The following is a 26,973-nucleotide window of genomic DNA, read 5'->3' on the forward strand; positions in this document are numbered from 1 at the left end:
TGAGGCGCTGTTCGAGCAGACTTCCGTCAAGCGCCTGTGCAACCTCTACGGTCCTTCGGAAACCACGACCTATTCGAGTTGGGTGTCGATGGCCCGCGAAGATGGGTTTGTTCCGCACATTGGCAAGCCGGTGGCGAACACCCAGTTCTACCTGTTGGACGAACACCGGCAACCGGTGCCGCTGGGCGTGCCGGGCGAAATCTACATCGGCGGTGCCGGCGTGGCTCGCGGTTATCTCAATCGCGATGACCTGACCGCCGAACGCTTCCTCAAGGATCCGTTCAGCCGTGAACCGAACGCCCGGATGTACAAGACCGGCGACTTGGGGCGTTACCTGCCGGACGGCAATATCGAGTACCTGGGCCGAAACGACGACCAAGTGAAGATCCGCGGTTTCCGGATCGAACTGGGCGAGATCGAGGCTCGACTGGCCCAACACGATGCCGTGAAGGAAGCCGTGGTGCTGGCCCGCGAAGACGTACCGGGCGACAAGCGTCTGGTCGCCTATTTCACCGAATCGGCAACAGCGGACATCGAAAGTCTGCGCAGCCATTTGCAAGCGCAACTGCCCGAATACATGGTGCCCGTGGCCTATGTACGCCTCGACGCACTGCCGCTGACCCCCAACGGCAAACTTGACCGTAAGGCGCTGCCAGCCCCGGATCAGGACTCGGTCATCAGCCGCGGATACGAAGCCCCTCAAGGCGAGATCGAAACCACCCTGGCGCAGATCTGGCAAGAGCTGCTGGGCCTGCCGCAGGTTGGTCGCCACGACCATTTCTTCGAACTGGGCGGCCACTCCTTGATGGCCGTCAGCTTGATCGAACGGATGCGTCAGGCAGGGCTGAGTGCCGACGTGCGCGTCTTGTTCGGGCAGCCAACCCTGTCGGCATTGGCCGCCGCAGTGGGTGCTCACTGTGAAACCCCGGTGCCGGCCAACGGCATTGCGCCTGATTGCACGCGCATCACGCCGGATATGTTGTCGTTGACGAGCCTGGATCAGGCTGCCATCGACCGCATCGTGGCGACGGTGCCGGGTGGTGCGCGCAATGTGCAGGAAATCTATCCGCTGGCCCCGCTCCAGGAAGGCATCCTTTACCACCACCTCTCGGCCGAGCAGGGCGATCCCTATCTCCTGCAGGCTCTGTTTGGCCTGCAAGACAGGCCGCGTGTCGATGATTTCATCAATGCCCTGCAAGGCGTCATCGACCGCCACGACATCTTGCGCACCGCCCTTGTCTGGGAAGGTCTGGACGAACCTCAGCAGGTGGTCTGGCGCGATGCGCCGCTGGTGCGGGAAGAACTCGTACTGGACCCGCAAGCCGGTGACATCGCCGAACAGCTGCAACAGCGTTTCGATGCCCGTCACTGCGGCCTGGACATGACCCAGGCACCGCTGATGCGGCTGGTTTTCGCTGAAGACAAACTCAACCAGCGTTGGGTCGCCCTGTTGCTGTTCCACCACATCGCGCTCGATCACACGGCGCTCAAAGTGGTGCAGCGCGAGATGCAGGCGCATTTGCTGGGGCAGGTCGAGCGACTGGAGGCGGCCGTCCCGTATCGTAACTATGTGGCTCAGGCCCGCCTGGGCGTGAGCCGTGAAGAACATGAAGCATTCTTCAGCGACATGCTCGGCGACGTTGAAGAGCCGTCGTTACCGTTCGGCCTGCAACAGGTGCAGGGAGACGGCAACGACATCGAAGAAGCCAGAGCGTTACTCGATCACGATCTGAGCCTGCGTCTGCGCCGTCTGGCGCGCCAATCCGGCGTGGGAGCGGCCAGCTTGCATCACCTGGCCTGGGCGCAGGTGTTGGCGTGTGTCTCGGGCAAGCGTGACGTAGTGTTCGGTACCGTACTGATGGGCCGGATGCAGGGCGGCCAGGGCGCCGACCGTGCACTGGGGATGTTCATCAATACCTTGCCCCTTCGCGTGAGCGTTGCCGATCAAGACGTGCGCAGTGGCGTTCAGACCGTTCATGGGCGACTTTCCGCGCTGCTGGGGCATGAACATGCCTCGTTGGCGCTGGCGCAGCGTTGCAGCAGGGTAAGTGCGCCGATGCCGCTGTTCAGCGCCTTGCTGAACTACCGTAACTCCACTGAACAGCTGGACGCGCAAGGTGAAGCGCCAACCTGGGAAGACATCGAGACGCTGGGGGGCGAAGCCCGTACCAACTATCCATTGACGCTGTCGGTGGATGACCTGGGCGAAGGTTTCGCCTTGACTGTCTTGGCGACGAGTGGCGTCGGCGCGCAGCGGGTCTGCACCTATATGGAGCGAGCGCTGCTGAGCCTCGTCACGGCGTTGGAATCCGACCCTGCCTTGTGCCTGCAAGACCTGGTGGTGCTGCCCCAGGCCGAACGCCAACAGGTGCTGAGCGAGTTCAACGCCAGCGCACGCAGCTATCCACGGGACAGGACCGTTCATGGTTTGTTCGAGGCCCAGGCACAGGCGAGCCCGCAAGCCCTTGCCGTCGTTCATGATGATCGAAGCCTGACGTACGGTGAGCTTAACGCCAGGGCCAACGGCCTGGCCCGTCGTCTGCTCGACCTCGGTGTACAGCCGGGCGACAGCGTGGCACTGGGGCTGGCCCGTTCGGTCGAGCTGCTGGTCAGCCAACTGGCCGTGCTCAAGTGTGCCGCGGTCTATGTACCGCTGGACATCGGCGCGCCGCTGGAGCGCCAGCAGTTTATGGTTGAAGACAGTGGTGCACGTTGGGTGCTGACGCTGACGGGCATGGAGGTGCCCCACGGTGCGCTACGCGTCGACCTGGACACGTTGGTGCTGGACGAGTCTTCCGATAATCCGGGGCTGCCCCAGAGCGCCGAGTCGGTCGCCTACATCATGTACACCTCCGGTTCCACCGGTACGCCGAAGGGCGTGCTGGTGCCGCACCGGGCGATCAGTCGCCTGGTGATCAACAACGGCTATGCGGATTTCAATGCCCAGGACCGGGTGGCGTTCGCCTCGAACCCGGCGTTCGACGCCAGTACCCTGGACGTCTGGGCGCCGTTGCTCAACGGCGGCTGCGTGGTGGTGGTCGATCAGGACGTGCTGTTGACCCAGGCGCGGTTTGCCCAGTTGCTGACGGAGCAGCAGGTCAGTGTGCTGTGGATGACCGCCGGGCTGTTCCACCAATACGCGGCCGGCCTGATGCCGGTGTTCAAGCAATTGCGCTACCTGATCGTCGGCGGCGATGTGCTGGATCCGGCGGTGATCGGTCGAGTGCTGAAAGAGGGCGCGCCGCAGCACCTGCTCAACGGCTACGGCCCGACCGAAGCCACCACCTTCACCACCACCCACGAAATCAGAAGCGTGGGCGAGGGCGGTATTCCCATTGGCCGTCCTGTTGGCAACAGCCGTGTCTACGTGCTGGATGCCCAATTGCAACCTGTTCCTGTCGGCGTGGCGGGCGAGCTGTACATCGGTGGCGACGGCGTGGCGAAAGGGTACCTGAACCGTCCGGAGCTGACCGCCGAGAAGTTCGTTGCCGACCCGTTCAGCGCCGATCCGCAGGCCGTGCTCTATCGCACCGGCGACCTGGCGCGCTGGCGTGCGGACGGTGCCGTGGATTACCTGGGTCGCAACGACGACCAGGTGAAGATTCGCGGTTTCCGTATCGAGCTGGGCGAGATCGAAGCCCGGCTCGGCGAGCACGACAGCGTCAGGGAAGCGGTCATCCTGGCGCGTGAAGATGCACCGGGTGAGAAGCGCCTGGTGGCGTACTTCACGCTGCATGACCCGCAGGCGGAAGTAGCCATCGAGGCCTTGCGTAATCACCTGCACGCGCAATTGCCGGATTACATGATGCCGGTGGCCTATGTACAGCTTGAGGCTCTGCCGTTGACTGCCAACGGCAAGCTGGATCGCCGCGCACTGCCGGCGCCGGATGCAGAGGCCTATGTCACTCGCGAATACGAAGCCCCGCAAGGCGACGTCGAGATCACCCTGGCGCAAATCTGGGTCGATGTCCTGAAGATCGAGCAGGTCGGACGGCATGACCACTTCTTCGAACTGGGCGGTCATTCGCTGCTGGCGGTGACGTTGATCGAGCGCATGCGCCAGGCCGGCCTGAGCGCCGACGTGCGCGTGCTGTTCAGCCAGCCGACCCTGGCGGCGCTGGCGGCCGCCGTTGGCAGTGGCAAGGAAGTCGATGTACCGACGAACCTGATCGCCATCGGTTGCGAGCGAATCACCCCGGCCATGCTCACGCTGGTGATGCTGGAGCAGGCCGCGATTGACCGGATCGTGGCAACCGTACCGGGCGGTGCGAGTAACGTGCAGGACATCTACCCCCTGGCACCGCTGCAAGAGGGCATCCTCTATCACCACCTGAGTGCCGAACAAGGCGACCCCTATGTCTTGAAAATCCTGTTCGACCTGCGCGACCGTGACCGACTGACCGCCTTCGTGGATGCACTTGAGCATGTCATCGAGCGGCATGACATCCTGCGCACTTCCGTGGTCTGGGAAGGCCTCGATGAGCCGGTGCAGGTCGTCTGGCGCCAGGCGCAGCTGGTGGTGGAAACCGTTGAGCTGGAACCCTCGGCGGGGGATATCGCGACACAGCTGCAAGAGCGCTTCGACCCTCGGCATTACCGCCTCGACATCACTCGGGCGCCCATGCTGCGCCTGGCTTTTGCAGAGGATACGGTCAACCGGCGTTGGGTCGCGGTGTTGCTGTTCCATCATATGGCACTGGATCACACGGCCATGGAAGTGGTGCAGCACGAGATGCAGGCGCATCTGTTGGGCAAGACGGCTCCACTGCCAGCGGCTGTGCCGTATCGCAACTACGTGGCGCAGGCCCGTCTGGGCGTGAGCGAACAGGAGCACGAAGGATTTTTCCGTGAAATGCTCGGTGACGTGGACGAGCCGACCCTGCCGTTCGGGGTCCGGGATGTACAGGGCGATGGGCGGGATGTCGAAGAAGCCCGTCGGCCGGTCGATGCTTCGTTGAGCCTGCGCCTGCGGGCCCAGGCCCGGCAGCTGGGTGTCGGTGCCGCCAGTCTGGTTCACCTGGCCTGGGCGCAATTGCTGGGCCGGGTGTCCGGCAAGGACGATGTGGTATTCGGCACGGTGCTGATGGGCCGGATGCAGGGTGGCGACGGTGCCGACCGGGCGCTGGGCATGTTCATCAACACCTTGCCGCTGCGGGTGGACGTGGGCACCCAGGGCGTGCGTGACGGCGTGAAGGCCGTTCATGCCCGCTTGACCGGCCTGCTGGGCCATGAACACGCCTCGCTTGCGCTTGCCCAGCGTTGCAGCGGCGTGGTCGCGCCGATGCCGTTGTTCAGTGCGCTGCTCAACTATCGCCACAGCGCCCACCACAGCGCCGACCTGGCCAGTTCAAGCCAGGCCCTCGCCGGTTGGGAGGGCATCGAGACGCTGAGCAACGAAGAGCGCACCAACTATCCGCTGACTCTGTCGGTGGACGACCTGGGCGAAGGCTTCCATCTGAGCGTATTGGCGGTGCCGCAGATCGGCGCACAGCGGATCTGTGGCTATATGCACGTCGCCCTGGAAAATCTGCTGCATGCCCTGGAGCAGGCGCCCTTGGCCTCGCTGAACGGCTTGTCGATTCTGTCGGCAGCCGAGCGTCGCCAGGTGGTGACGGAGTTCAACACCACCACCCGTCCTTATCCGCAGGACAGGACCGTCCATGGCCTGTTCGAGGACCAGGCCGAGGCCCGTCCCCACGCCATTGCCGTTGTGCAGGATGGGAATTGCCTGAGCTACAGAGAGCTCAACGCCAGGGCCAATGGCCTGGCCCGTCGTCTGCTCGACCTCGGTGTCCAGCCGGGCGACAGCGTGGCACTGGGGCTGGCCCGTTCGGTCGAGCTGCTGGTCAGCCAACTGGCCGTGCTCAAGTGCGCCGCGGTCTACGTGCCGCTGGACATCGGCGCGCCGCTGGAGCGCCAGCAGTTCATGGTTGAAGACAGTGGTGCACGTTGGGTGCTGACGCTGACGGGCATGGAGGTGCCCGACGGTGCGCTACGCGTTGACCTGGACACGCTGGTGCTGGACGAATCGTCCGATAATCCAGGGCTGCCCCAGAGCGCCGAGTCGGTCGCCTACATCATGTACACCTCCGGTTCCACCGGTACGCCGAAGGGCGTGCTGGTGCCGCACCGGGCGATCAATCGCCTGGTGATCAACAACGGTTATGCGGATTTCAATGCCCAGGACCGGGTGGCGTTCGCCTCGAACCCGGCCTTCGACGCCAGTACTCTGGATGTCTGGGCGCCGTTGCTTAACGGCGGCTGCGTGGTGGTGGTCGAGCAGGACGTGTTGCTGACCCAGGCGCGTTTTGCCCAGTTGCTGACGGAACAGCGGGTCAGCGTGCTGTGGATGACCGCCGGGCTGTTCCATCAATACGCCGCCGGCCTGATGTCGGTGTTCAAACAGTTGCGCTACCTGATCGTCGGCGGCGACGTGCTCGATCCGGCGGTGATCGGTCGCGTGCTGAAAGAGGGCGCGCCGCAGCACCTGCTCAACGGCTACGGCCCGACCGAAGCCACCACCTTCACCACCACCCACGAAATCAGAAGCGTGGGCGAGGGCGGCATCCCCATTGGCCGTCCTGTCGGCAACAGCCGGGTCTACGTGCTCGATGCTCATCAACAGCCTGTGCCAGTGGGCGTGGCGGGCGAGCTGTATATCGGTGGCGACGGCGTGGCGAAAGGCTATTTGAATCGCCCTGAGCTGAGCGCCGAGAAGTTCGTCGCCGACCCGTTCAGCGCCGATCCATCGGCCGTGCTCTATCGCACCGGCGACTTGGCGCGCTGGCGTGCGGACGGTGCCGTGGATTACCTGGGCCGCAACGACGACCAGGTGAAGATCCGCGGTTTCCGTATCGAACTGGGCGAAATCGAGGCCCGCTTGGGTCAATGTGCCGGCGTAAAAGACGCCGTGGTCCTGGCACGACAGGACGAAACCGGGCCCAAGCGCCTGGTGGGCTATGTGATTGCCGAGCCGGGCATCACCCTGTCGGTGCATGACCTGCGCAGCCAATTGGCCAGCACCCTGGCCGACTACATGGTGCCGAGCGCCTTTGTCGTGCTGTCCTCCTTCCCGCTGACCGCCAACGGCAAACTGGACCGCCGCGCCTTGCCGGCGCCGGATGCCGAGGCCTATGCCAGCCGCGAATATGCAGCCCCGCAAGGCGAGGTCGAGATCACCCTGGCGCAGATCTGGGCCGATGTGCTGAAGATCGAGCAGGTCGGGCGGCATGACCACTTCTTCGAACTGGGCGGTCATTCGTTGCTGGCGGTGACGCTGATCGAGCGCATGCGCCAGGCCGGTCTGAGCGCCGACGTGCGCGTGCTGTTCAGCCAGCCAACCCTGGCGGCGCTGGCGGCGGCAGTGGGCAGTGGCAAGGAAATCCGCGTGCCGGCCAACCGTATTCCGGCCGATTGCGCACACATTACCCCGGACCTGCTGGCGCTGGTGGACCTGACCCAGGATGCGATCGATCGGGTGGTGGCGACGGTGCCGGGCGGTGCCCGCAATGTGCAGGACATCTACCCATTGGCGCCGTTGCAGGAAGGGATCCTCTATCACCACCTGGCCGCCGAGCAGGGCGACCCGTACGTGCTGCAGTCGCAGTTCGCCTTCGACAGCCTGGCGCGTTTCGAGGCGTTCGTCGAAGCGTTGCAAACCGTGATAGACCGTCATGACATCCTGCGCACGAGCCTCGTCTGGGAAGGGCTGGATGAACCGCTGCAACTGGTCTGGCGCAAGGTGCAACTGACGCCGCAACGCTTCGAGCCCGAGGCCACCGCCGGCGACGTGGCTACGCAACTGGCGACCCGGTTCGATGCAAGGCACTACCGTCTCGACCTGCATCAGGCGCCGATGCTGCAGCTGGTCTACGCCCGAGACGAGGCCCTGGACCGTTGGGTGGCGATCCTGCTGTTCCATCACATGGCGCTGGACCATACCGCGCTGGAAGTGGTGCAACAGGAGATGCAGACACACTTGATGGGCGAGGCCGGGCAACTGGCGGCACCGGTGCCGTATCGCAACTATGTCGCCCAGGCGAGACTGGGGGCGAGCGAAGAGGAACACGAAGCGTTCTTCCACCAGATGCTCGCAGACATCGATGAGCCGACGCTGCCGTTCGGACTGGCGCAAGTCCAGGGCGATGGGCGCGGCATCGAGGAAGTGACGGTCCCGGTCGACGAGGCGTTGAGCCTGGGGCTGCGCAGTCAGGCCCGGCGGCTCGGCGTGAGTGTCGCCAGCCTGGTTCACCTGGCCTGGGCGCGGGTCATGGCACTGGCGTCCGGCCAGGAGCAGGTGGTCTTCGGTACGGTACTGTTGGGGCGGATGCAGGGGGGCGAGGGTGCTGATCGAGCGCTGGGCATGTTCATCAACACCTTGCCGATACGTGTGTCCGTGGACGAGCAAAGCGTTCGTGATGCCGTGAAGGCGACTCACGCCCGGTTGACCGGCATGCTGGCCCATGAGCACGCCTCCCTGGCTCTGGCTCAACGCTGCAGCGGCGTGGCCTCGCCAACACCGTTGTTCAGTGCACTGCTGAACTACCGGCATAGCTCCATCGAGGTGACGGAGGCATTGTTGTCGGCCTGGAGCGGCATGCAAATGTTGTCCAGCGAAGAGCGCACCAACTACCCGCTGACCATGAACGTCGATGATCTGGGCGACGGCTTGAGCCTGACGGCGCTGGTCGAATCGCGGATCGGGGCGCAACGCATCTGTGACTATATGCAAGTCGCGCTGCGCAGCCTTTTCGATGCGCTGGAACACGCGCCGCAAACACCGGTGCAGAGCCTGCCGGTGCTACCGTCGGTGGAGCGTCGGCAACTGGTGGAAGGCTGGAATGCCTCGTCGCAAACCTACGCCCACGACGCGCTGATTCATGGGCAATTCGAAGCTCAGGCCGCCGCGCAACCCGATGCGGTGGCGGTGATGTTCGAGGATCGCGCACTGACCTACGGCGAGCTCAACGCCCGCGCCAACCAGCTTGCCCATCGCTTGCTGGCCCTGGGGATCCGTCCGGATGATCGGGTGGCGATCTGCGTCGAGCGCGGCCTGGACATGATTGTCGGCCTGCTGGGCATCCTCAAGTCCGGCGCCGGCTACGTGCCGCTGGATCCAGCTTATCCGGCAGAGCGCCTGGCCTACATCCTGGAAGACAGCGCGCCGCTCGCCATCGTGGTGAACGCCGCGACGCAAGGCCTGCTGGCCAATGAGTCGGTGCGTCTGATCGGCCTCCATGAGGGCGGTTTGTCCAGTCAATCCGAGGGCAATCCGACAGTGGCAGGGCTGACATCGCGGCACTTGGCCTACGTCATCTACACCTCCGGTTCCACAGGCCTGCCCAAAGGGGTGATGGTGGAGCACCGCAACGTCGCGCGGTTGTTCTCGGCCACCCAGCCGTGGTTCGACTTCGGTCCGCAGGACGTCTGGGCACTGTTCCACTCGTTTGCCTTCGACTTCTCGGTCTGGGAAATCTGGGGCGCCTTGACCCATGGCGGCCGCCTGCTGGTGGTGCCGCAACTGGTCAGCCGTTCGCCGCAGGACTGCTATGCGTTGCTGTGCGAGGCCGGTGTCACGGTGCTGAACCAGACGCCTAGCGCGTTCCGCCAGTTGATCGCGGCCCAGGGTGAAAGTGATCTGCGCCACAGCCTGCGCCAGGTGATCTTCGGTGGCGAGGCCTTGGAAACCGGCATCCTCAAACCGTGGTACGCCAGGGAGATCAATGCCGGCACGCAACTGGTGAACATGTACGGCATCACCGAGACGACGGTGCATGTGACGTATCGTGCGCTGTCTGCCGCAGATGCCCAGTTGGTGGGCGTCAGCCCGATTGGCGGGCGTATCCCCGACCTGCAGCTGTACGTGCTCGACGCCCAGCGCGAGCCGGTGCCGGTGGGCGTGGTGGGCGAGATGTACGTGGGTGGCGCAGGCGTCAGCCGTGGCTACCTGAACCGCGACGAGCTGACGGCCGAGCGCTTCCTCGCCAACCCGTTCAGCCGTGAACCGAACGCACGGATGTACAAGACCGGTGACCTGGGTCGCTGGCTGGCGGACGGCAGTATCGAGTACCTGGGCCGTAACGACGACCAGGTGAAGATCCGTGGTTTCCGTATCGAGCTGGGTGAAATCGAAGCTACGCTGGCGGCCTGCGAAGGCGTCAGCGAGGCCGTGGTCATCGCCCGTGAGGACGAACCGGGTGACAAGCGCCTGGTGGCTTATGTGATCGCCAAAGAAGACGCGCAGCCATCCGCAGCCGACCTGCGTGCCCAATTGCTGGGTTCGCTGGCGGACTACATGGTGCCGAGCGCCTTCGTGTTGCTCGATGCCTTCCCGCTGACCACCAATGGCAAACTGGATCGCAAGGCGCTGCCGACACCCGATCAGTCGGCGGTGGTGAGCCGCGGATACGAGGCCCCGCGAGGTGAAGTCGAGACGGCCATCGCTGCTATCTGGCAGGACCTGTTGGACCTTGGGCAGGTCGGTCGCCGAGACCATTTCTTCGAACTGGGCGGGCACTCGCTGCTGGCGGTCAAGTTGATCGAGCGCATGCGCAACGCGGGCCTGAGTGCCGACGTGCGCGTGTTGTTCAGCCAACCCACCCTGGCCGCCCTGGCGGCGGCCGTGGGTGGCGGTTCGGAGATCGTCGTGCCGGCCAACCGGATCCCGGACGGCTGCACGCGCATCACTCCGGACATGCTGCCCCTGGCCGACCTGGACCAGGACGCCATCGATCGCATTGTGACGACGGTGCCGGGCGGCGTGGCCAACGTTCAGGATATCTACCCGCTGGCGCCGTTGCAGGAGGGGATCGTTTACCACCACCTTGCCGCTGAGCAGGGCGATCCCTACCTCCAATACATGATGTTCGCCTTCGACAGTTCCACACGCCTGGACGGGTTCGTCCAGGCATTCCAAGCGGTCATTGCCAGGCATGACATCCTGCGCACGGGCGTGCTCTGGGAGGGGCTGGCCGAACCGGTTCAGGTGGTCTGGCGTGAGGCCGGGCTGGAAGTCGAGGCGGTCCAGCTGGAGGCGGCTGCCGGAGATATTGCCGGTCAATTGCATGAGCGTTTCGACCCACGGCACTATCGCCTGGACATCCGTCGGGCACCGCTGATGCGGCTGGCCTATGCGCAGGATCCAGCCAATCGGCGCTGGGTCGGCATCCTGCTGTTCCACCACCTGGTGGACGATGCCACGTCACTGGCGGTGTTGGCAGCGGAAATCGAGGCGTACATGCTCGGTCAGGCGCAGCACCTGCCCGCGTCGGTGCCTTACCGCAATTACGTGGCGCAAGCCCGGTTGGGTGTCGATCGCGAGGCTCATGAGGCGTTCTTCCGCGAGATGCTGGGCTATGTCGACGAGCCCACGTTGCCGTTCGGCCTGCTGGATGTGCAAGGTGACGGCAGCGGGATCGAAGAAGTACGCCAGGACGTTGCGGTCGACCTGAGTCGGCGCTTGCGCGCCCAGGCCCGTCAGCTCGGCGTGAGCGCGGCGAGCCTGTACCACCTGGTCTGGGCGCAGGTACTGGGCGTGGTGTCGGGCAAGGACGACGTGGTGTTCGGTACGGTACTGGTCGGCCGGATGCAAGGCGGCGAAGGCGCCGACCGGGCGTTGGGCATGTTCATCAACACCTTGCCGGTGCGGGTCAGCCTGGGGCAGGCAGGCGTGCGCGAGAGCGTGAAGGCGACCCATGGGCGGCTGACGGCCTTGCTGGCCCATGAGCATGCCTCGCTGGCGCTGGCGCAGCGTTGCAGCGGTGTGGAAGCGCCGATGCCGCTGTTCAGCGCCTTGCTCAACTATCGCCACACCGCTACGGCAGCTTCCAACGAGGCGCTGGCCGCCTGGGACGGCATCCAACTGCTGGGCGGTGAAGAACGGACCAATTATCCGTTGACGTTGTCGGTGGACGACCAGGGCGATGCCTTCAGCTTCAGCATCATGACCCCGGCACGGATCGGCGCACAGCGCCTGTGTGGTTATGTCCACCAGGCGCTGCATCATCTGGTGGGGATGCTGGAACGCATGCCTGAAGCGCCGCTGCACCAGTTGTCGATCCTGCCGGCATCCGAATGTGAGCAATTGCTTGAAACGTTCAATGCCACGCAGGTCGATTATCCACTGGCGCAGACGATTCACAGCGTGTTCGAGGCCCAGGTATGGCGTACACCCGAGTCGGTGGCGGTGCTGCATGGCGATGAGCGCCTGAGCTACCGTGAACTGAACGAGCGGGCCAACCGCCTGGCCCATTACCTGCGCGGGCGCGGCGTGAAGCCGGATTCGCGGGTGGCGATCTGTGTCGAGCGCGGCCTCGACATGGTGGTGGGGCTGCTGGCGATACTCAAGGCCGGCGGTGCCTATGTGCCGCTGGATCCGGCCTATCCGCTGGACCGGATCGCCCACATGCTGGAAGACAGCGCCCCGGTGGCGGTCCTTGCGCAAACCGGCACCTGCGGGTTGCTGGCCAGTGTGTCGGTCCCGGTCATCGACCTCGGCAGCGATGCCTGGCAAGACCTGTCCATCGCCAACCCACCTGCGTCAGGCCTGGCGTCCACGCATCTGGCTTACGTTCTCTATACCTCGGGCTCCACCGGCAAACCCAAAGGCGTGATGGTCGAGCACCGCAGTGTGATCAACCTGTTGTCAGCCATGGGCGACATCCTGGGCGTGACGGCGACCGACCGCATGCTGGCGCTGACGACCCTGGGTTTCGACATTGCCGGCCTGGAGCTGTACCTGCCGTTGATGTGTGGCGCAAGCATGGTCGTGGCGACTCGCGAACAAGGGCGCGAAGGCCGTTCACTGGCGGACCTGATCGCTTCCAGTGGCGTCACCGTTGCCCAGGCCACCCCGGCGAGCTGGCGCATGCTGCTCGAATCCGGCTGGCAGGGCGCACCGGGATTGACCGCGTTGTGCGGGGGGGAAGCGCTGCCTGCCGATCTTGCATCGCGCCTGGCGGCCCGGGTCGAGACGCTGTTCAACGTCTATGGCCCCACCGAGACGACGATCTGGTCCTCGGCAACGCGGATCAGCGGCCAGGAGACGGGCGACAGCCAGGTCAGCATCGGCCGGCCCATCGCCAACACCCGGTTCTACTTGCTCGATATCCACGGCAACCCCGTCCCTGTGGGCGTCGCCGGGGAAATTCATATTGGCGGCGCCGGCGTGGCGCGGGGCTACCTGAACCGTGATGACCTGACCGCCGAACGTTTCCTCAAGGATCCGTTCAGCCACGAACCCAACGCACGGATGTACAAGACCGGCGACTTGGGTCGTTACCGGCCGGACGGCAACATCGAATACCTGGGCCGTAATGACGACCAGGTGAAGCTTCGCGGCTTCCGCATCGAACTGGGCGAGATCGCAGCCAGGCTTGTTCAGCACGCGGCGGTGAAGGATGCCGTGGCGTTGGTGCGCGAGGATATGCCGGGGGAGAAGCGCCTGGTCGCTTATTTCACCGGGCATCCATCAGGCGAAACGGCCGACATCGAAGACCTGCGTCTGCACCTGCAGACCCTGTTGCCGGCCTACATGGTGCCCACGGCGTACGTGCGCCTCGATGCCTTGCCGCTGACACCTAACGGCAAGCTCGACCGCAAGGCCCTGCCAGTTCCCGACCTGGCCTGCGTCATCACCCGTGGCTACGAAGCCCCCGTGGGCGAAACCGAAATCACGTTGGCGCAGTTGTGGGCCGAGGTGCTGAACGTGGAGCGCGTCGGTCGTCACGATCACTTCTTCGAGCTGGGCGGGCATTCGCTGCTGGCGGTCAGCCTGATGGAGCGGATGCGGCAGGAAGGCATGGAGGCGGATGTGCGAACGCTGTTCGAGCAACCCACGCTCGCGGAATACGCGGCAATGACAGAAAAAATGGAGATTGTCCTGTGAGTGTGATCGAACTGTTGGCGACACTGAAGGAAAAAGACGTTCAGCTTTCGGTCAAGGGTGACCAGCTCGTGGTGCGCGGCCGGAAACAGTCTTTGAGCGAGCCCGCGGTGCTGGCCTTGTTGCGCGAGCACAAGGCCACCTTGATCGATTTGATCAAGACCGGGCAGTACGAGGCCGCGAATGCCGGCGAAACCGAAGTCCCGGCCAACCTGATCCCCGACGGTTGCTTGCGCATCACCCCGCAGATGCTGCCGCTGGTGACGCTGGACCAATCGGCCATCGACCGCATTGTCGCCACCGTGCCGGGCGGCGCGGCCAATGTGCAGGATATCTACCCCCTGGCACCGCTTCAGGAAGGGATCCTTTATCACCACCTCACGGCTGCCCAAGGCGATTCCTATGTCTTGCAGGCGCGATTCAGCTTCAGTCGCCGTGAGCGCCTGGAGGAATTTGTCGACGCCTTGCAGAACGTGATCGACCGTCACGATATCCTTCGCACGGCCATCGTTCGCGAGGGCCTGGAAGCACCGGTCCAAGTGGTCTGGCGCCAGGCCCGGCTAGGGGTCAAGGACATCGGCGGCGAACTCGACGACGGCGATGTCATGGCGCAGTTGCAGGCACAGTTCGACCCTCGACGCTATCGAATGGAGATCAGCCAGGCGCCGTTGCTGCTGATGGTATATGCCCATGACGCTGCCCATCAGCGTTGGGTGGCCATGCTGTTGTTCCATCACATGGTGCTCGATCATGCGGGGCTGGCGGTGGTGCAGCATGAAATGCAGGCGTGGCTGACGGGGCAAGGCGGGCAACTGGAGCCTGCCGTTCCTTACCGCAACTACGTGGCACGCACTCGACAGGGCGGCCAGCGCCAGGCTGACGAGGCGTTTTTCAGCAAGATGCTGGGTGACGTCGACGAACCGACCTTGCCTTTCGGCCAACAGGACGTATTGGGCGACGGCAGTGGTGTCGAGGAACGCCATCTGGCGGTGACGCCGCTGCTCGGCCGCCGCTTGCGTGGGCAGGCGCGTCAGTTGGGTGTCAGCGCCGCCAGCATCATCCACCTGGCCTGGGCCCAGGTGCTGGGCTGTGTTTCAGGTCGCGAAGACGTGGTGTTCGGCACTGTGATGCTGGGGCGCATGCAGGCTGGCGAAAGCATGACCCGTGCGTTGGGCATGTTTATCAATACCTTGCCGTTGCGGGTGGATGTGGGCGCCCGGTGCGTGCGGGATGCAGTGAAAGACACCCACGGCTGGCTGAGTGCCTTGCTCGGTCACGAATACGCTTCCCTGGCCCTGGCGCAACGTTGCAGTGGCGTGGCGGCACCGGCGCCGCTCTTCAGCGCATTGCTGAATTACCGACACAGCGCCAGCCGGACCCAGGTGCTCCCGGCGCACGCCCTCCAGGCCTGGGAAGGAATCGAGACCCTGAGCGCGCAAGAGCGCACTAACTATCCGCTGGTTCTTTCGGTAGATGATTTTTCCGATGATTTTGCCCTGACGGTACAGGCGACACCGGGGATCGATGCGCAACGCGTCGGCGAGTACATGCAAGCCGCCATGGAGTGCCTGGTCACGGCACTGGAGAACGCTCCCGAAACGTCGGTCAATACCCTGTCGATCCTGCCGCCGGCCGAGCGCGAGCGCGTGTTGCAGGGGTTCAACGACACCGCCCGCGCCTATCCCCGGACGCAACTGATCCACGCCTTGTTCGAAGCCCAGGTCGAGGCTTGTCCGGATGCACCGGCTGCGTTACAGGCGGGGCAGACCCTGACGTATCGGGCGCTGAACAGCAAGGCCGATCAACTGGCCCGGCATCTGCTCGATCTTGGTGTCCAGCCAGGGGAGACTGTGGCAATCCTGCTGCCGCGTTCGCTCGACCTGCTGATCAGCCAACTGGCGATTCTCAAATGCGCGGCGGTCTACCTGCCCTTGGATGTCAACGCGCCGGTGGAGCGCCAACAGTTCATGATGGAGGACAGCCGGGCCGTGTGGGTGTTGACCCACGCTGCCGAGGCGCTGGGCGAGGGGCTGCGTCGGGTGGATCTCGATGCCCTCGACTTATCTGAGGAGCCGACTTTCGACAAGCCACCGGCATCGTCGAGCGAAGCGGCTGCCTACATCATGTACACCTCGGGCTCCACGGGTACGCCCAAGGGCGTGCTGGTGCCACACCGGGCGATCAGCCGTTTGGTGATCAACAACGGCTACGCCGATTTCAACGGACAGGACCGCGTGGCGTTCGCGTCGAACCCGGCGTTCGATGCCAGCACCCTCGAAGTCTGGGCGCCGCTGCTCAATGGCGGCTGCGTGGTGGTGGTCGAGCAGGACGTGCTGCTGTCCCAGGCACGTTTTGCCGGATGGCTGGCCGAACAGTCGGTCAGCGTGCTGTGGCTGACGGCCGGCCTGTTCCACCAGTACGCCGCTGGACTCATGCCGGTGTTCAAGCAGTTGCGCTACCTGATCGTCGGCGGTGACGTACTCGATCCGGCGGTGATTGGCCGGGTGCTGGAAGAGGGCGCACCGCAACATTTGCTCAACGGCTACGGCCCGACGGAAGCCACGACGTTTTCGACCACCTGCGAGATCAGGGCTGTCGGTGCGGGGAGCATTCCCATTGGCCGTCCCGTGGGAAACACTCGGGTTTACCTGCTGGACTCACAGCGTCGGCCCGTGCCCCACGGTGTTGCCGGCGAGCTGTATATCGGCGGCACCGGGGTCGCCAAGGGCTATCTGAACCGACCGGAGCTGACCGCGGAAAAATTCCTGCCAGACCCGTTCAGTGAGCAGCCACAAGCCTTGATGTACCGCTCCGGCGACCTGGGACGCCATTTACCGGATGGCAATATCGAATACCTGGGCCGCAACGACGGCCAGGTGAAAATCCGCGGATTCCGCATCGAGCCGGGGGAGATCGAAGCCCGGCTGAGCCAGCATGAGGCGGTGAAAGAAACTGCTGTGCTGGTCCGAGAGGATGTGCCGGGAGAAAAGCGCCTGGTTGCCTACTTCACCCTGCATCACCCCGAAGACATGACGACGATCGAGGTGTTGCGGGCTCACCTGCAAAGTCGTCTGCCGGACTACATGGTGCCTGCCGCCTACGTGCGCCTCGATGCACTGCCGCTGACCGCCAACGGCAAGCTTGACCGCAAGGCCCTGCCGGCGCCGGACCAGGCCTCGATCCTCACGCGTGGCTATGAAGCCCCGCTGGGCGAAACCGAAATCACCCTGGCCCGGTTGTGGGGCCAGGTGCTCAATGTCGAACGGGTCGGGCGCCACGATCATTTCTTCGAGCTGGGCGGTCATTCGCTGCTCGCCGTCAACCTGATCGAGCGGATGCGCCAAGTGGGCCTGAGCGCCGACGTTCGCGTGCTGTTCGGCCAGCCGACCCTGGCCGCCCTGGCTGCGGCGGTGGGTGGCAGTCACGAAGTCCAGGTACCGGCCAACGGCGTCACGCCCGGTTGCGGGCGGATCACCCCGGACATGCTGCCGCTGGTCGCGCTGACCCAAGAGGCCGTCGACGCGATTGTCGCCACCGTGCCTGGCGGCGTGGACAACGTACAGGACATCTACCCGCTGGCGCCGTTGCAGGAAGGCATTCTCTATCACCATATCTCGGCACGAGAAGGCGATCCCTACGTGCTCCAGGCGCTGTTTGCCTTCCAAGACAAGGCGCGCCTGGAGGCTTTTGCCAACGCCTTGCAGGGTGTCATCGACCGCCACGATATCCTGCGCACCGCGATCGTATGGGAGGGGCTGGAGCAGCCGGTGCAGGTGGTTTGGCGCACGGCGCTGTTGAGCGTCGAAGAGTTGCTGCCGGCAGATGCCACCGGTGACGTACTGGCCGAGCTGCACGTACGTTTCGATTCTCGCCATCATCGACTCGATATCCGGCAGGCGCCGCTGATGTGCCTGCGTTTCGCCCATGACCCGGCCAATGACCGCTGGGTGGCGATGCTGCTGTTCCATCACATTGCCCTGGACCATACCGCCCTGGATGTGGTGCAACAGGAAATGCAGCTGTACCTGCTCGGTCGGCAGGATCAACTGGCCCCGGCGATGCCGTACCGCACCTACGTGGCCCAGGCGCGCCTGGGTGTCAGCGAGGAAGAACACGAGGCGTTTTTCAGCGAGATGCTCGGCGATGTCGACGAACCGACATTGCCCCTTGGGCTGCAACAGGTGCAGGGTGATGGCCGTGGTATCGAGGAAGCCAGGCTCGACGTCGACGCGGGCCTGGCAAGTCGCCTGCGATCACAGGCCCGGCAGTTGGGCGTGAGCGCCGCCAGCCTGCATCATCTGGCCTGGGCGCAGGTGCTGGGGCGGTTGTCCGGGCGCGAGGACGTGGTGTTCGGCACCGTACTGATGGGCCGGATGCAGGGCGGCGCGGGGGCTGACCGTGCCCTGGGCATGTTTATCAATACCTTGCCACTGCGGGTGAAACTGGACGAGCAGGGCGTGCAGGCGGCGATCAGGGCCACCCATGGGCGACTGAGCGCATTGCTCGGTCACGAGCACGCTTCGCTGGCCCTGGCGCAACGCTGCAGCCGCGTCGTGGCGCCGGCTCCGCTGTTCAGTGCGCTGCTGAACTACCGGCACAGCGCGGGCGATGGCATCTCCACCGACGCGCTGGCGGCCTGGCAGGGCATCGAAACCCTGGGCAGCGAAGAGCGCTCGAACTATCCGCTGACCCTGTCGGTGGATGATCTGGGCGACGGCTTCACCCTCAGCACCCTGGCTTTGCAGGGCGTGGGGGCGGCACGCGTCTGCGCCTACATGCACACCGCCCTCGAAAACCTGGTACAGGCCCTGGAACACACCCCGCAGCTGCCGCTCAGCCGGTTGGAGATCCTGCCACAAAGCGAGCGCGAGCGGCTGCTGGTGGATTTCAACGCCACCCGGCGTGCCTACCCCCAGGCGCAGACCGTCCTGGCACTATTCGAAGCCCAGGCCGCCCAGGTTCCCGAGGCGATTGCCGTGGTACACGGATCGCACCGGATCAGCTACGCGGCCCTGAACGAGCGGGCGAACCACCTGGCCCATTATCTGATCGGGCTAGGCGTGCGACCGGATGACTGCGTGGCAATCCTGTTGCCACGCTCGATCGATCTGTTGGCCAGTCAGTTGGCGATCCTCAAGTGTGCCGCGGCCTATGTGCCGCTGGACCGCAATGCCTCATCGGAACGCCAGCGCTTCATGCTCGACGATTGCCAGGCCTCTTTCGTGCTGACGTTCAGCACCGAACCGGCACCCGAGGGCACGCCCCGTGTCGACCTGGACACGCTGGAACTGCGAGGTCCTTCCCATGACCCGGCGCTGGAGCAGTCCAGTGAGTCGATTGCCTACATCATGTACACGTCGGGCTCCACGGGCCAACCCAAGGGTGTGCTGATCCCCCATCGGGCCATCAACCGATTGGTGATCAATAGCGGTTACGCCGATTTCAATGAGCATGATCGGATCGCCTTCGCGTCGAACCCGGCCTTCGACGCCAGCACCATGGAGGTGTGGGGTGCGTTGCTCAACGGCGGGCAGGTGGTGGTGATCGACCATGAAACCCTGCTCGAACCCGCACGTCTAGCCCAGGAACTGAAGGCGTCGGGCACCTCCGTGCTGTTTGTCACCACGGCGATTTTCAATCAATACGTACAGATGATTCCCGAGGCCATTGGTGGTTTGCGGATGCTGCTGTGCGGTGGCGAACGGGCCGACGTCGCTTCCTTCCGGCGTTTGCTGGCGCTGGCACCGGACCTGCGACTGGTGCATTGCTACGGTCCCACCGAAACCACCACCTACGCCACGACGCTGGAAGTGAAGGCTGTGGCCCCTGACGCGCAGAGCGTGCCCATCGGCGGGCCGATTTCCAATACACAGGTCTACGTGCTCGATTCGCGCCGACAGTTGGCGCCCCTGGGTGTCGCCGGTGAAATCTACATCGGCGGCAAAGGGGTGGCGAAGGGGTACTTGAACCGCCCTGACCTGACGGCGGAAAAATTCATCGCCGACCCGTTCAGCCACGAACCCGGCGCCTTGCTGTACCGCACGGGCGACCTCGGTCGCTGGCTGCCCGAGGGTAGCCTGGAATGCCTGGGCCGCAACGATGACCAGGTGAAGATCCGGGGATTCCGTATCGAGCTGGGCGAGATCGAGGCGAAACTGGTGACCTGTGACGGGGTGAAGGATGCCGTGGTCATGGTCCGTTCCGATGAACCGGGCGAGAAGCGCCTGGTGGCGTACGTCGTGGCGCAGCCTCAGGTCACGATGAGCGTGGCCGGGTTGCGCGAACAACTGTCCACCACCCTGGCCGAGTACATGGTACCGGGCGCGTTCGTGATCCTGCCGGCATTCCCATTGACGCTCAACGGCAAGGTGGACCGCAAGGCGTTGCCCGCGCCGCAGGCCGAGGCCTATGCGAGCCAGGCCTACGAGGCGCCCCAGGGAGAAGTCGAGCAGACGCTGGCAGGTTTATGGGCCGAACTGTTGAAGGTCGAGCAGGTCGGCCGCAACGATCATTTCTTTGAACTGGGCGGTCACTCGCTGCTGGCGATGAGGCTGATCGAACGGATGCGTCAGGTCGGCCTGGCGGTGGACGTGCGGGTCCTGTTCAGCCAACCGACCTTGCAGGCCCTGGCCGCTGCGGTCGGTGGACACCGTGATCTGGTGGTGCCGGCCAACCTGATCGCCGCAGGTTGCCGGCGGGTTACGCCGGACCTGTTGCCGTTGGCTGACCTGAGCCAGGAAGCCATCGACCGAATTGTGGCGGGCGTGCCGGGTGGGGCGACCAATGTCCAGGATATCTATCCGCTGGCGCCGTTGCAGCAGGGCATTCTTTATCACCATCTGGCGGCCGCGCAAGGCGATCCGTATGTGCTCCAGTCACAGTTCGCCTTCGAGCATCGGGACCGTCTCGAGGCGTTTACGGAGGCGCTGCAACAGGTCATCGACCGCCATGACATCCTCCGCACCTCGATCGCCTGGGAGGGCCTGGACGAACCGATGCAGGTGGTCTGGCGCCGGGCCCCCCTGGTGCTGGAAACATTTGAAGCCGATCCACAGGCCGGGGATGTCGCCCGGCAATTGCTTGAACGCTTCGACGCCCGGCATTACCGGCTGGACTTGCGCCGGGCACCCATGTTGCGCCTGATCTGTGCCGAAGACGCAGCCAACGGCCGTTGGGTCGCCACGCTGCTGTTCCACCACACGGTACTGGACCACACGGCGCTGGAAACGCTGGTGCACGAAATGCAGGCTTTCCTGCTCGGACGTGGCGGCGAGCTGGGGGCCGCGATGCAATACCGCAACTACGTGGCCCAGGCCCGTCTGGGCGTGAGCCAGGAGGCCCACGAAACGTTCTTCCGCGCCATGCTCGGCGACATCGAAGAGCCGACGCTGCCATTCGGCCGGCAAGATGTGCAAGGTGACGGTAACGATGTGGAGGAGGTGAAGCTGGCGCTGACGGCGCCGTTATGCCGTCGTCTGCGGGCGCAGGCACGGCAGTCGGGCGTCAGCGCGGCGAGCGTGATGCACCTGGCATGGGCGCAGGTCCTGGGCCGTGTCAGCGGGCGCGACGATGTGGTCTTCGGCACCGTCCTGTTGGGGCGGATGCAAGGCACGGAAGGCGCCGACCGTGCCTTGGGCATGTTCATCAATACGCTGCCCCTGCGGATCAGCCTGGGCAGGCGAAGTGCACGTGAGGGCGTCAAGGCCGCGCACAGGCAGCTCACCGGACTGTTGGGGCATGAGCACGCGCCGTTGGCACTGGCACAGCGATGCAGCGGTGTGGCGCCGCCGACGCCGCTGTTCAGTGCCTTGCTCAACTACCGGCATAACGTCCCGACGGCGGCGGATGGAGCGCAGGAGGCATGGCAGGGCATTGAAACCCTCGGCGGTGAAGAGCGTACCAACTACCCGCTCTCGCTGGCCGTGGACGACGAGGGCGAAGGTTTCAACCTGGTGGTGCAGGCGGCGTGCGGAATCGACGCACAACGCATCAGCCACTACATGCACACCTCGCTCGAAAGCCTGGTCTCCGCCTTGGAGAACGCGCCTGACAGGCCCTTGTCCGAGCTGCAAGGCATACCCGCTGACGAACTTGGGCAACTGCTCGATACCTGGAATGCCACGCAGGTCGCCTATCCGCTGGAGCAGACCGTCCACCAACTGTTCCAGGCCCAGGCCCATGCATCGCCCGACGCCGTTGCCGTGGTATCCGGCGATCGGCAACTGAGCTATGCCGAACTGAACGGGCAGGCCAATCGGCTCGCTCACCACCTGATCGCGCTGGGCGTGCGTCCGGATGATCGGGTGGCCATCTGCGTAGAGCGCGGCCCCGACATGCTGGTGGGGCTGCTGGGCATCTTGAAGGCCGGGGCTGCGTATGTGCCACTGGACCCTGCCTATCCGAGCGATCGCCTGGCCTACATGCTGGAGGACAGCGCGCCGGTGGCTCTGCTGGTGCATACGGCGACCCGCGACCTGCTGACCGATGTCGGGTTGCTGACCCTCGATTTCGATGGCGATGCCTGGCGGGACCTGCCGGACCTCGATCCGTCAGTGCCGGACCTGACCTCGGCGAACCTGGCCTATGTGCTCTACACCTCGGGATCGACTGGCAAGCCGAAGGGCGTGATGGTCGAACACCACAGCGTGGTCAACCTGCTGTGTGCGATGCGCGACACGTTGGGCATGACGTCTACCGACCGGATGCTGGCGCTGACGACCCTGGGGTTCGACATCGCTGGCCTGGAACTGTATCTGCCGCTCGTGTGCGGCGCTCAGGTCGTTCTGGCGTCTCGCGAACAGGGACGGGACGGCCACCTGCTTGCCCGGATGATTGCCGCGAGCGCTATCACCGTCGCCCAGGCCACCCCGACGAGCTGGCGCATGTTGCTCGAAGCGGGATGGCAAGGCGCACCGGGGTTGGTCGCGCTGTGTGGCGGTGAAGCCTTGCCCGCAGACCTCGGCCAGCGTGTGGCGGAGCGGGTCAAGACGCTGTTCAACGTCTACGGTCCGACCGAAACGACGATCTGGTCGTCGGCCACACAAGTCCAGGCACAAGGGGCGGGTAGCGGTCAGGTCAGTATCGGCCGTCCTATCGCCAATACCAGGTTCTATCTGCTCGATGCCCAGGGCAGGCCTGTTCCTGTGGGCGTCGCCGGTGAGATCCATATTGGCGGTGCCGGGGTGGCCAGGGGCTACATGAACCGCGACGACCTCACTCGCGAACGGTTCCTGGACGATCCTTTCTGTGCCGAGGCCAAGGCGCGGATGTATCGCACCGGCGATATCGGTCGTTACCTGCCGGACGGGCGAATCGAGTACCTGGGACGCAACGATGGGCAGGTCAAGATCCGCGGCCTGCGCATCGAGCTGGGCGAAATCGAAACCGTGCTCGCCACCTGCCCGGGGGTGAGCGAGGCGGTGGTGATCGTGCGCGAAGACATGCCCGGCGAGAAGCGTCTGGTGGCGTATTACAGGGCGTCGGAGGACCGGGACTTGCCGACGGCCGACGCGCTGCGGACCCTGGTGCTGGAGCAATTGCCCGACTACATGGTGCCCGTGGCCTATGTACGACTGGAGGCGATGCCGCAGACTCCCAACGGTAAGTTGGATCGCAAGGCCTTGCCGGCACCGGGTTCGGCTGCGATGGCCGATGATCAATACCAAGCGCCACAAGGGGATGTCGAACCGGTGCTGGCGCAGATCTGGCAGGAGCTGTTGGGCCTGGAGCGGGTCGGTCGTCAGGACCGGTTCTTCGAGTTGGGCGGGCATTCGCTGTTGGCAATGAGGCTGATCGCCCAGGTGCGTCAACGCCTGGGGGTGGAACTGGCGCTGGGCGAACTGTTTGCCCATTCGCAATTGAGCGCGTTGGCACAGGCCGTGGCTGGTTCGGGGCGCAGCACGCTACCACCGGTTGCACCGGTTTCCCGTGATGAGCCGTTGCCGCTGTCCTTCGCTCAGCAGCGCCTGTTGTTCCTGACACGGATCGAAGGGGCCAGTTCGGCCTACCATCTGCCGGCGGCGCTGCGCTTGACGGGGCAACTGGACCGCAACGCACTGTCGCGTGCCCTGGATCGAATCGTGGCGCGTCACGAAGCGTTGCGCACGACCTTCGTGCAACCAGCGGAACAACCGGCACGGCAATGTATCGGCGCGCCAGACAGTGGTTTCGCCTTGCGCACCGTGGACCTGTCGGACCATGGCGAGGCACAGGCACAACTGTGGACACTGATCGGGCAGGAAGCCGGCGAACCCTTCGATCTGGAACACGGCCCGCTGATTCGTGGGCAACTGATTCGCCTGGCGGAGCAGGAGCATGTGTTGCTGGTGACGATGCACCACATCGTCTCGGATGGCTGGTCGATGGGGGTTCTGACCCGGGAGTTGGCCGCGCTCTACGAAGCGTTCCGCAATGACCTGCCCGATCCGTTATCGGACCTTGCGGTGCAGTATGGCGACTATGCCGTCTGGCAGCGACGCTGGTTGAGCGGGGAAGTCCTCAAGCGCCAGGGCGCCTGGTGGCAAGCTGCGCTAGCCCAGGCTCCGGCCCTGTTGACACTGCCCACGGATCGTCCGCGGCCAGCACAGCAGAGCTATGCAGGGGCGAGCCTGCCGGTGATTTTCGATGAAGCGCTGACGGCGGATCTCAAGGCGTTGAGCCAGCGCCACGGCACGACGCTTTATATGACGGTATTGGCTGCCTGGGCTGCCGTGCTCGGCCGGCTCTCGGGGCAGGACATGGTCGTCATTGGCTCGCCGACGGCCAATCGCCAGCGCGCCGAGGTCGAGGAACTGATCGGGTTCTTCGTCAACACCCTGGCCGTGCCCATCGATGTGTCGGGGCGGCCAGATGTCGAGACGTTGCTGCAACGGGTGAAAACCCAGGCGCTGGCCGCCCAGGCCCACCAGGACCTGCCGTTCGAGCAGGTCGTGGAACTGGTCAAGCCGGTGCGCAGCCTGTCCCATAGCGCGGTGTTCCAGGCCATGTTGTCCTGGCAGAACACCGAGAGCGTCGAACTGATCTTGGGCGATCTGGTCCTGGAAGGGCTGGCTTGTGCGAAGCGAACGGCGAAGTTCGATGTTTCCCTCGACCTGGGGGAAGTCGGAGGCCGTATCCAGGGTTCGCTGGAGTACGCCACGGCGTTGTTCGACCAGACGACCATGGAGCGCTACCTCGGTTATCTGGAGCGCATGTTGCGGGCGATGGTGGCCGATGCCCGTGCCGTAGTCAGTGAAATCGTCTTGCCGGGCGATACCGAACGCCTGCAACTGGATGGCTTCAATGCCACGCAAGCGGAATATCCGCTGGAGCAGACGGTTCACGGTTTGTTCGAGGCTCAGGTAGAGCGTACGCCGGACGCGCTGGCGGTGCTCCACCGCGGGCATCGCCTGACGTATGGTGAACTGAACGCACGGGCCAACCGCCTGGCCCATTACCTGCGCAAGCAGGGCGTACAGCCCGATTCGCGGGTGGCGATCTGCGTCGAGCGTGGTCTCGACATGGTCGTGGGCCTGCTGGCGATCCTCAAGGCCGGTGGTGGTTATGTGCCGCTGGATCCGGCCTATCCGGCGGATCGGATTGCCTACATGCTGCAAGACAGCGCCCCGGCGGCGGTATTGGCCCAGGCGGCCACGGTTGGCTTGCTGGCCGGTGCCTCGATGCCGGTGATCGACCTCGGTAGCGGGCTGTGGCAGGACGAATCCGTCTCGAATCCGCAGGTGCCTGAGCTGACCTCTTCGCATCTGGCCTATGTGATCTATACCTCGGGATCCACCGGATTGCCGAAAGGCGTGATGATCGAACACCGCAACACGGTGAACTTCCTCACTTGGGCTCATCGGTCGTTCGACGCTCAAACGCTGTCGAAAACCCTGTTCTCGACCTCGCTGAACTTCGATCTCGCGGTTTACGAATGCTTCGCGCCGCTGACCTGTGGTGGCAGTATCGAAGTCGTAAGCAACGTGCTGGAACTGCAACAGGGCGAGCACGACATCACCCTGATCAATACCGTGCCGTCGGCGCTCAAGGCGTTGCTGGAGTCGGGTGGGCTGAGTGACGGCGTGGACACGGTGAACGTCGCCGGTGAAGCGCTCAAGCGCAGTCTGGTTGAGGCGCTGTTCGAGCAGACTTCCGTCAAGCGCCTGTGCAACCTCTACGGTCCTTCGGAAACCACGACTTACTCCAGTTGGGTATCCATGGCTCGCGAAGATGGGTTTGTTCCGCACATTGGTAAGCCTGTCGCGAACACCCAGTTCTACCTGTTGGATGAGCACCGGCAGCCGGTGCCGCTGGGCGTGCCGGGCGAAATCTACATCGGCGGTGCCGGCGTGGCTCGCGGTTATCTCAATCGCGATGACCTGACCGCCGAACGCTTCCTCAAGGATCCGTTCAGCCGTGAGCCGAACGCCCGGATGTACAAGACTGGTGACTTGGGGCGTTACCTGCCGGACGGCAATATCGAGTACCTGGGCCGAAACGACGACCAGGTGAAGATCCGCGGTTTCCGGATCGAACTGGGCGAGATCGAGGCTCGACTGGCCCAACACGATGACGTGAAGGAAGCCGTGGTGCTGGCCCGCGAAGACGTACCGGGTGATAAGCGTCTGGTGGCGTATTTCACCCAGCTCGGGCCGGGCAAAGCGGTAGACGCAGGCCACCTGCGCGGGCATCTGCAAGCGCAATTGCCTGAGTACATGGTGCCGGCGGCTTACGTTCGCCTGGATGCACTGCCCCTGACCCCCAACGGCAAGCTTGACCGCAAGGCCTTGCCACTCCCTGACAGCGATGCGTTCGTTACGCATGCCTATGAAGCCCCCGTGGGAGAGGTGGAGACGAAGCTTGCCTCGTTGTGGGCCGAGTTGCTGAAAGTCGAGCGGGTCGGTCGCCATGACCATTTCTTCGAACTGGGAGGTCATTCCCTGCTGGCCGTGACCTTGATCGAGCGCATGCGCAAGGAGGGTATGGAGGCCGATGTCCGGGTGCTGTTCGGTCAACCGACGCTGGCGTCGGTGGCATCGGCGGTCGGGCAGGTGCAGCGTATCGACGTGCCCGTGACGAAGATTCCCGCCCTCAAGCGTCAGCGGCGCATCTGA

2 protein-coding genes are annotated in these 26,973 nt (G+C 64.5%); both read left to right on the plus strand.

From position 1 onward, the window contains the following. A partial coding sequence (locus tag AD666_RS11060; RefSeq protein WP_053151638.1) for a non-ribosomal peptide synthetase occupies positions 1 to 13,885 on the plus strand: 13,885 nt, incomplete at its 5' end. Beyond that, positions 13,882 to 26,973: a non-ribosomal peptide synthetase gene (locus tag AD666_RS11065; RefSeq protein WP_053151641.1), complete on the plus strand. Its 13,092-nt coding sequence runs from the start codon at positions 13,882 to 13,884 to the stop codon at positions 26,971 to 26,973. The genes AD666_RS11060 and AD666_RS11065, both read left to right, overlap by 4 nt.

Origin of the sequence: Pseudomonas sp. Pf153 (assembly GCF_001269775.1) — a bacterium.
Classification (GTDB): domain Bacteria; phylum Pseudomonadota; class Gammaproteobacteria; order Pseudomonadales; family Pseudomonadaceae; genus Aquipseudomonas; species Aquipseudomonas uvaldensis.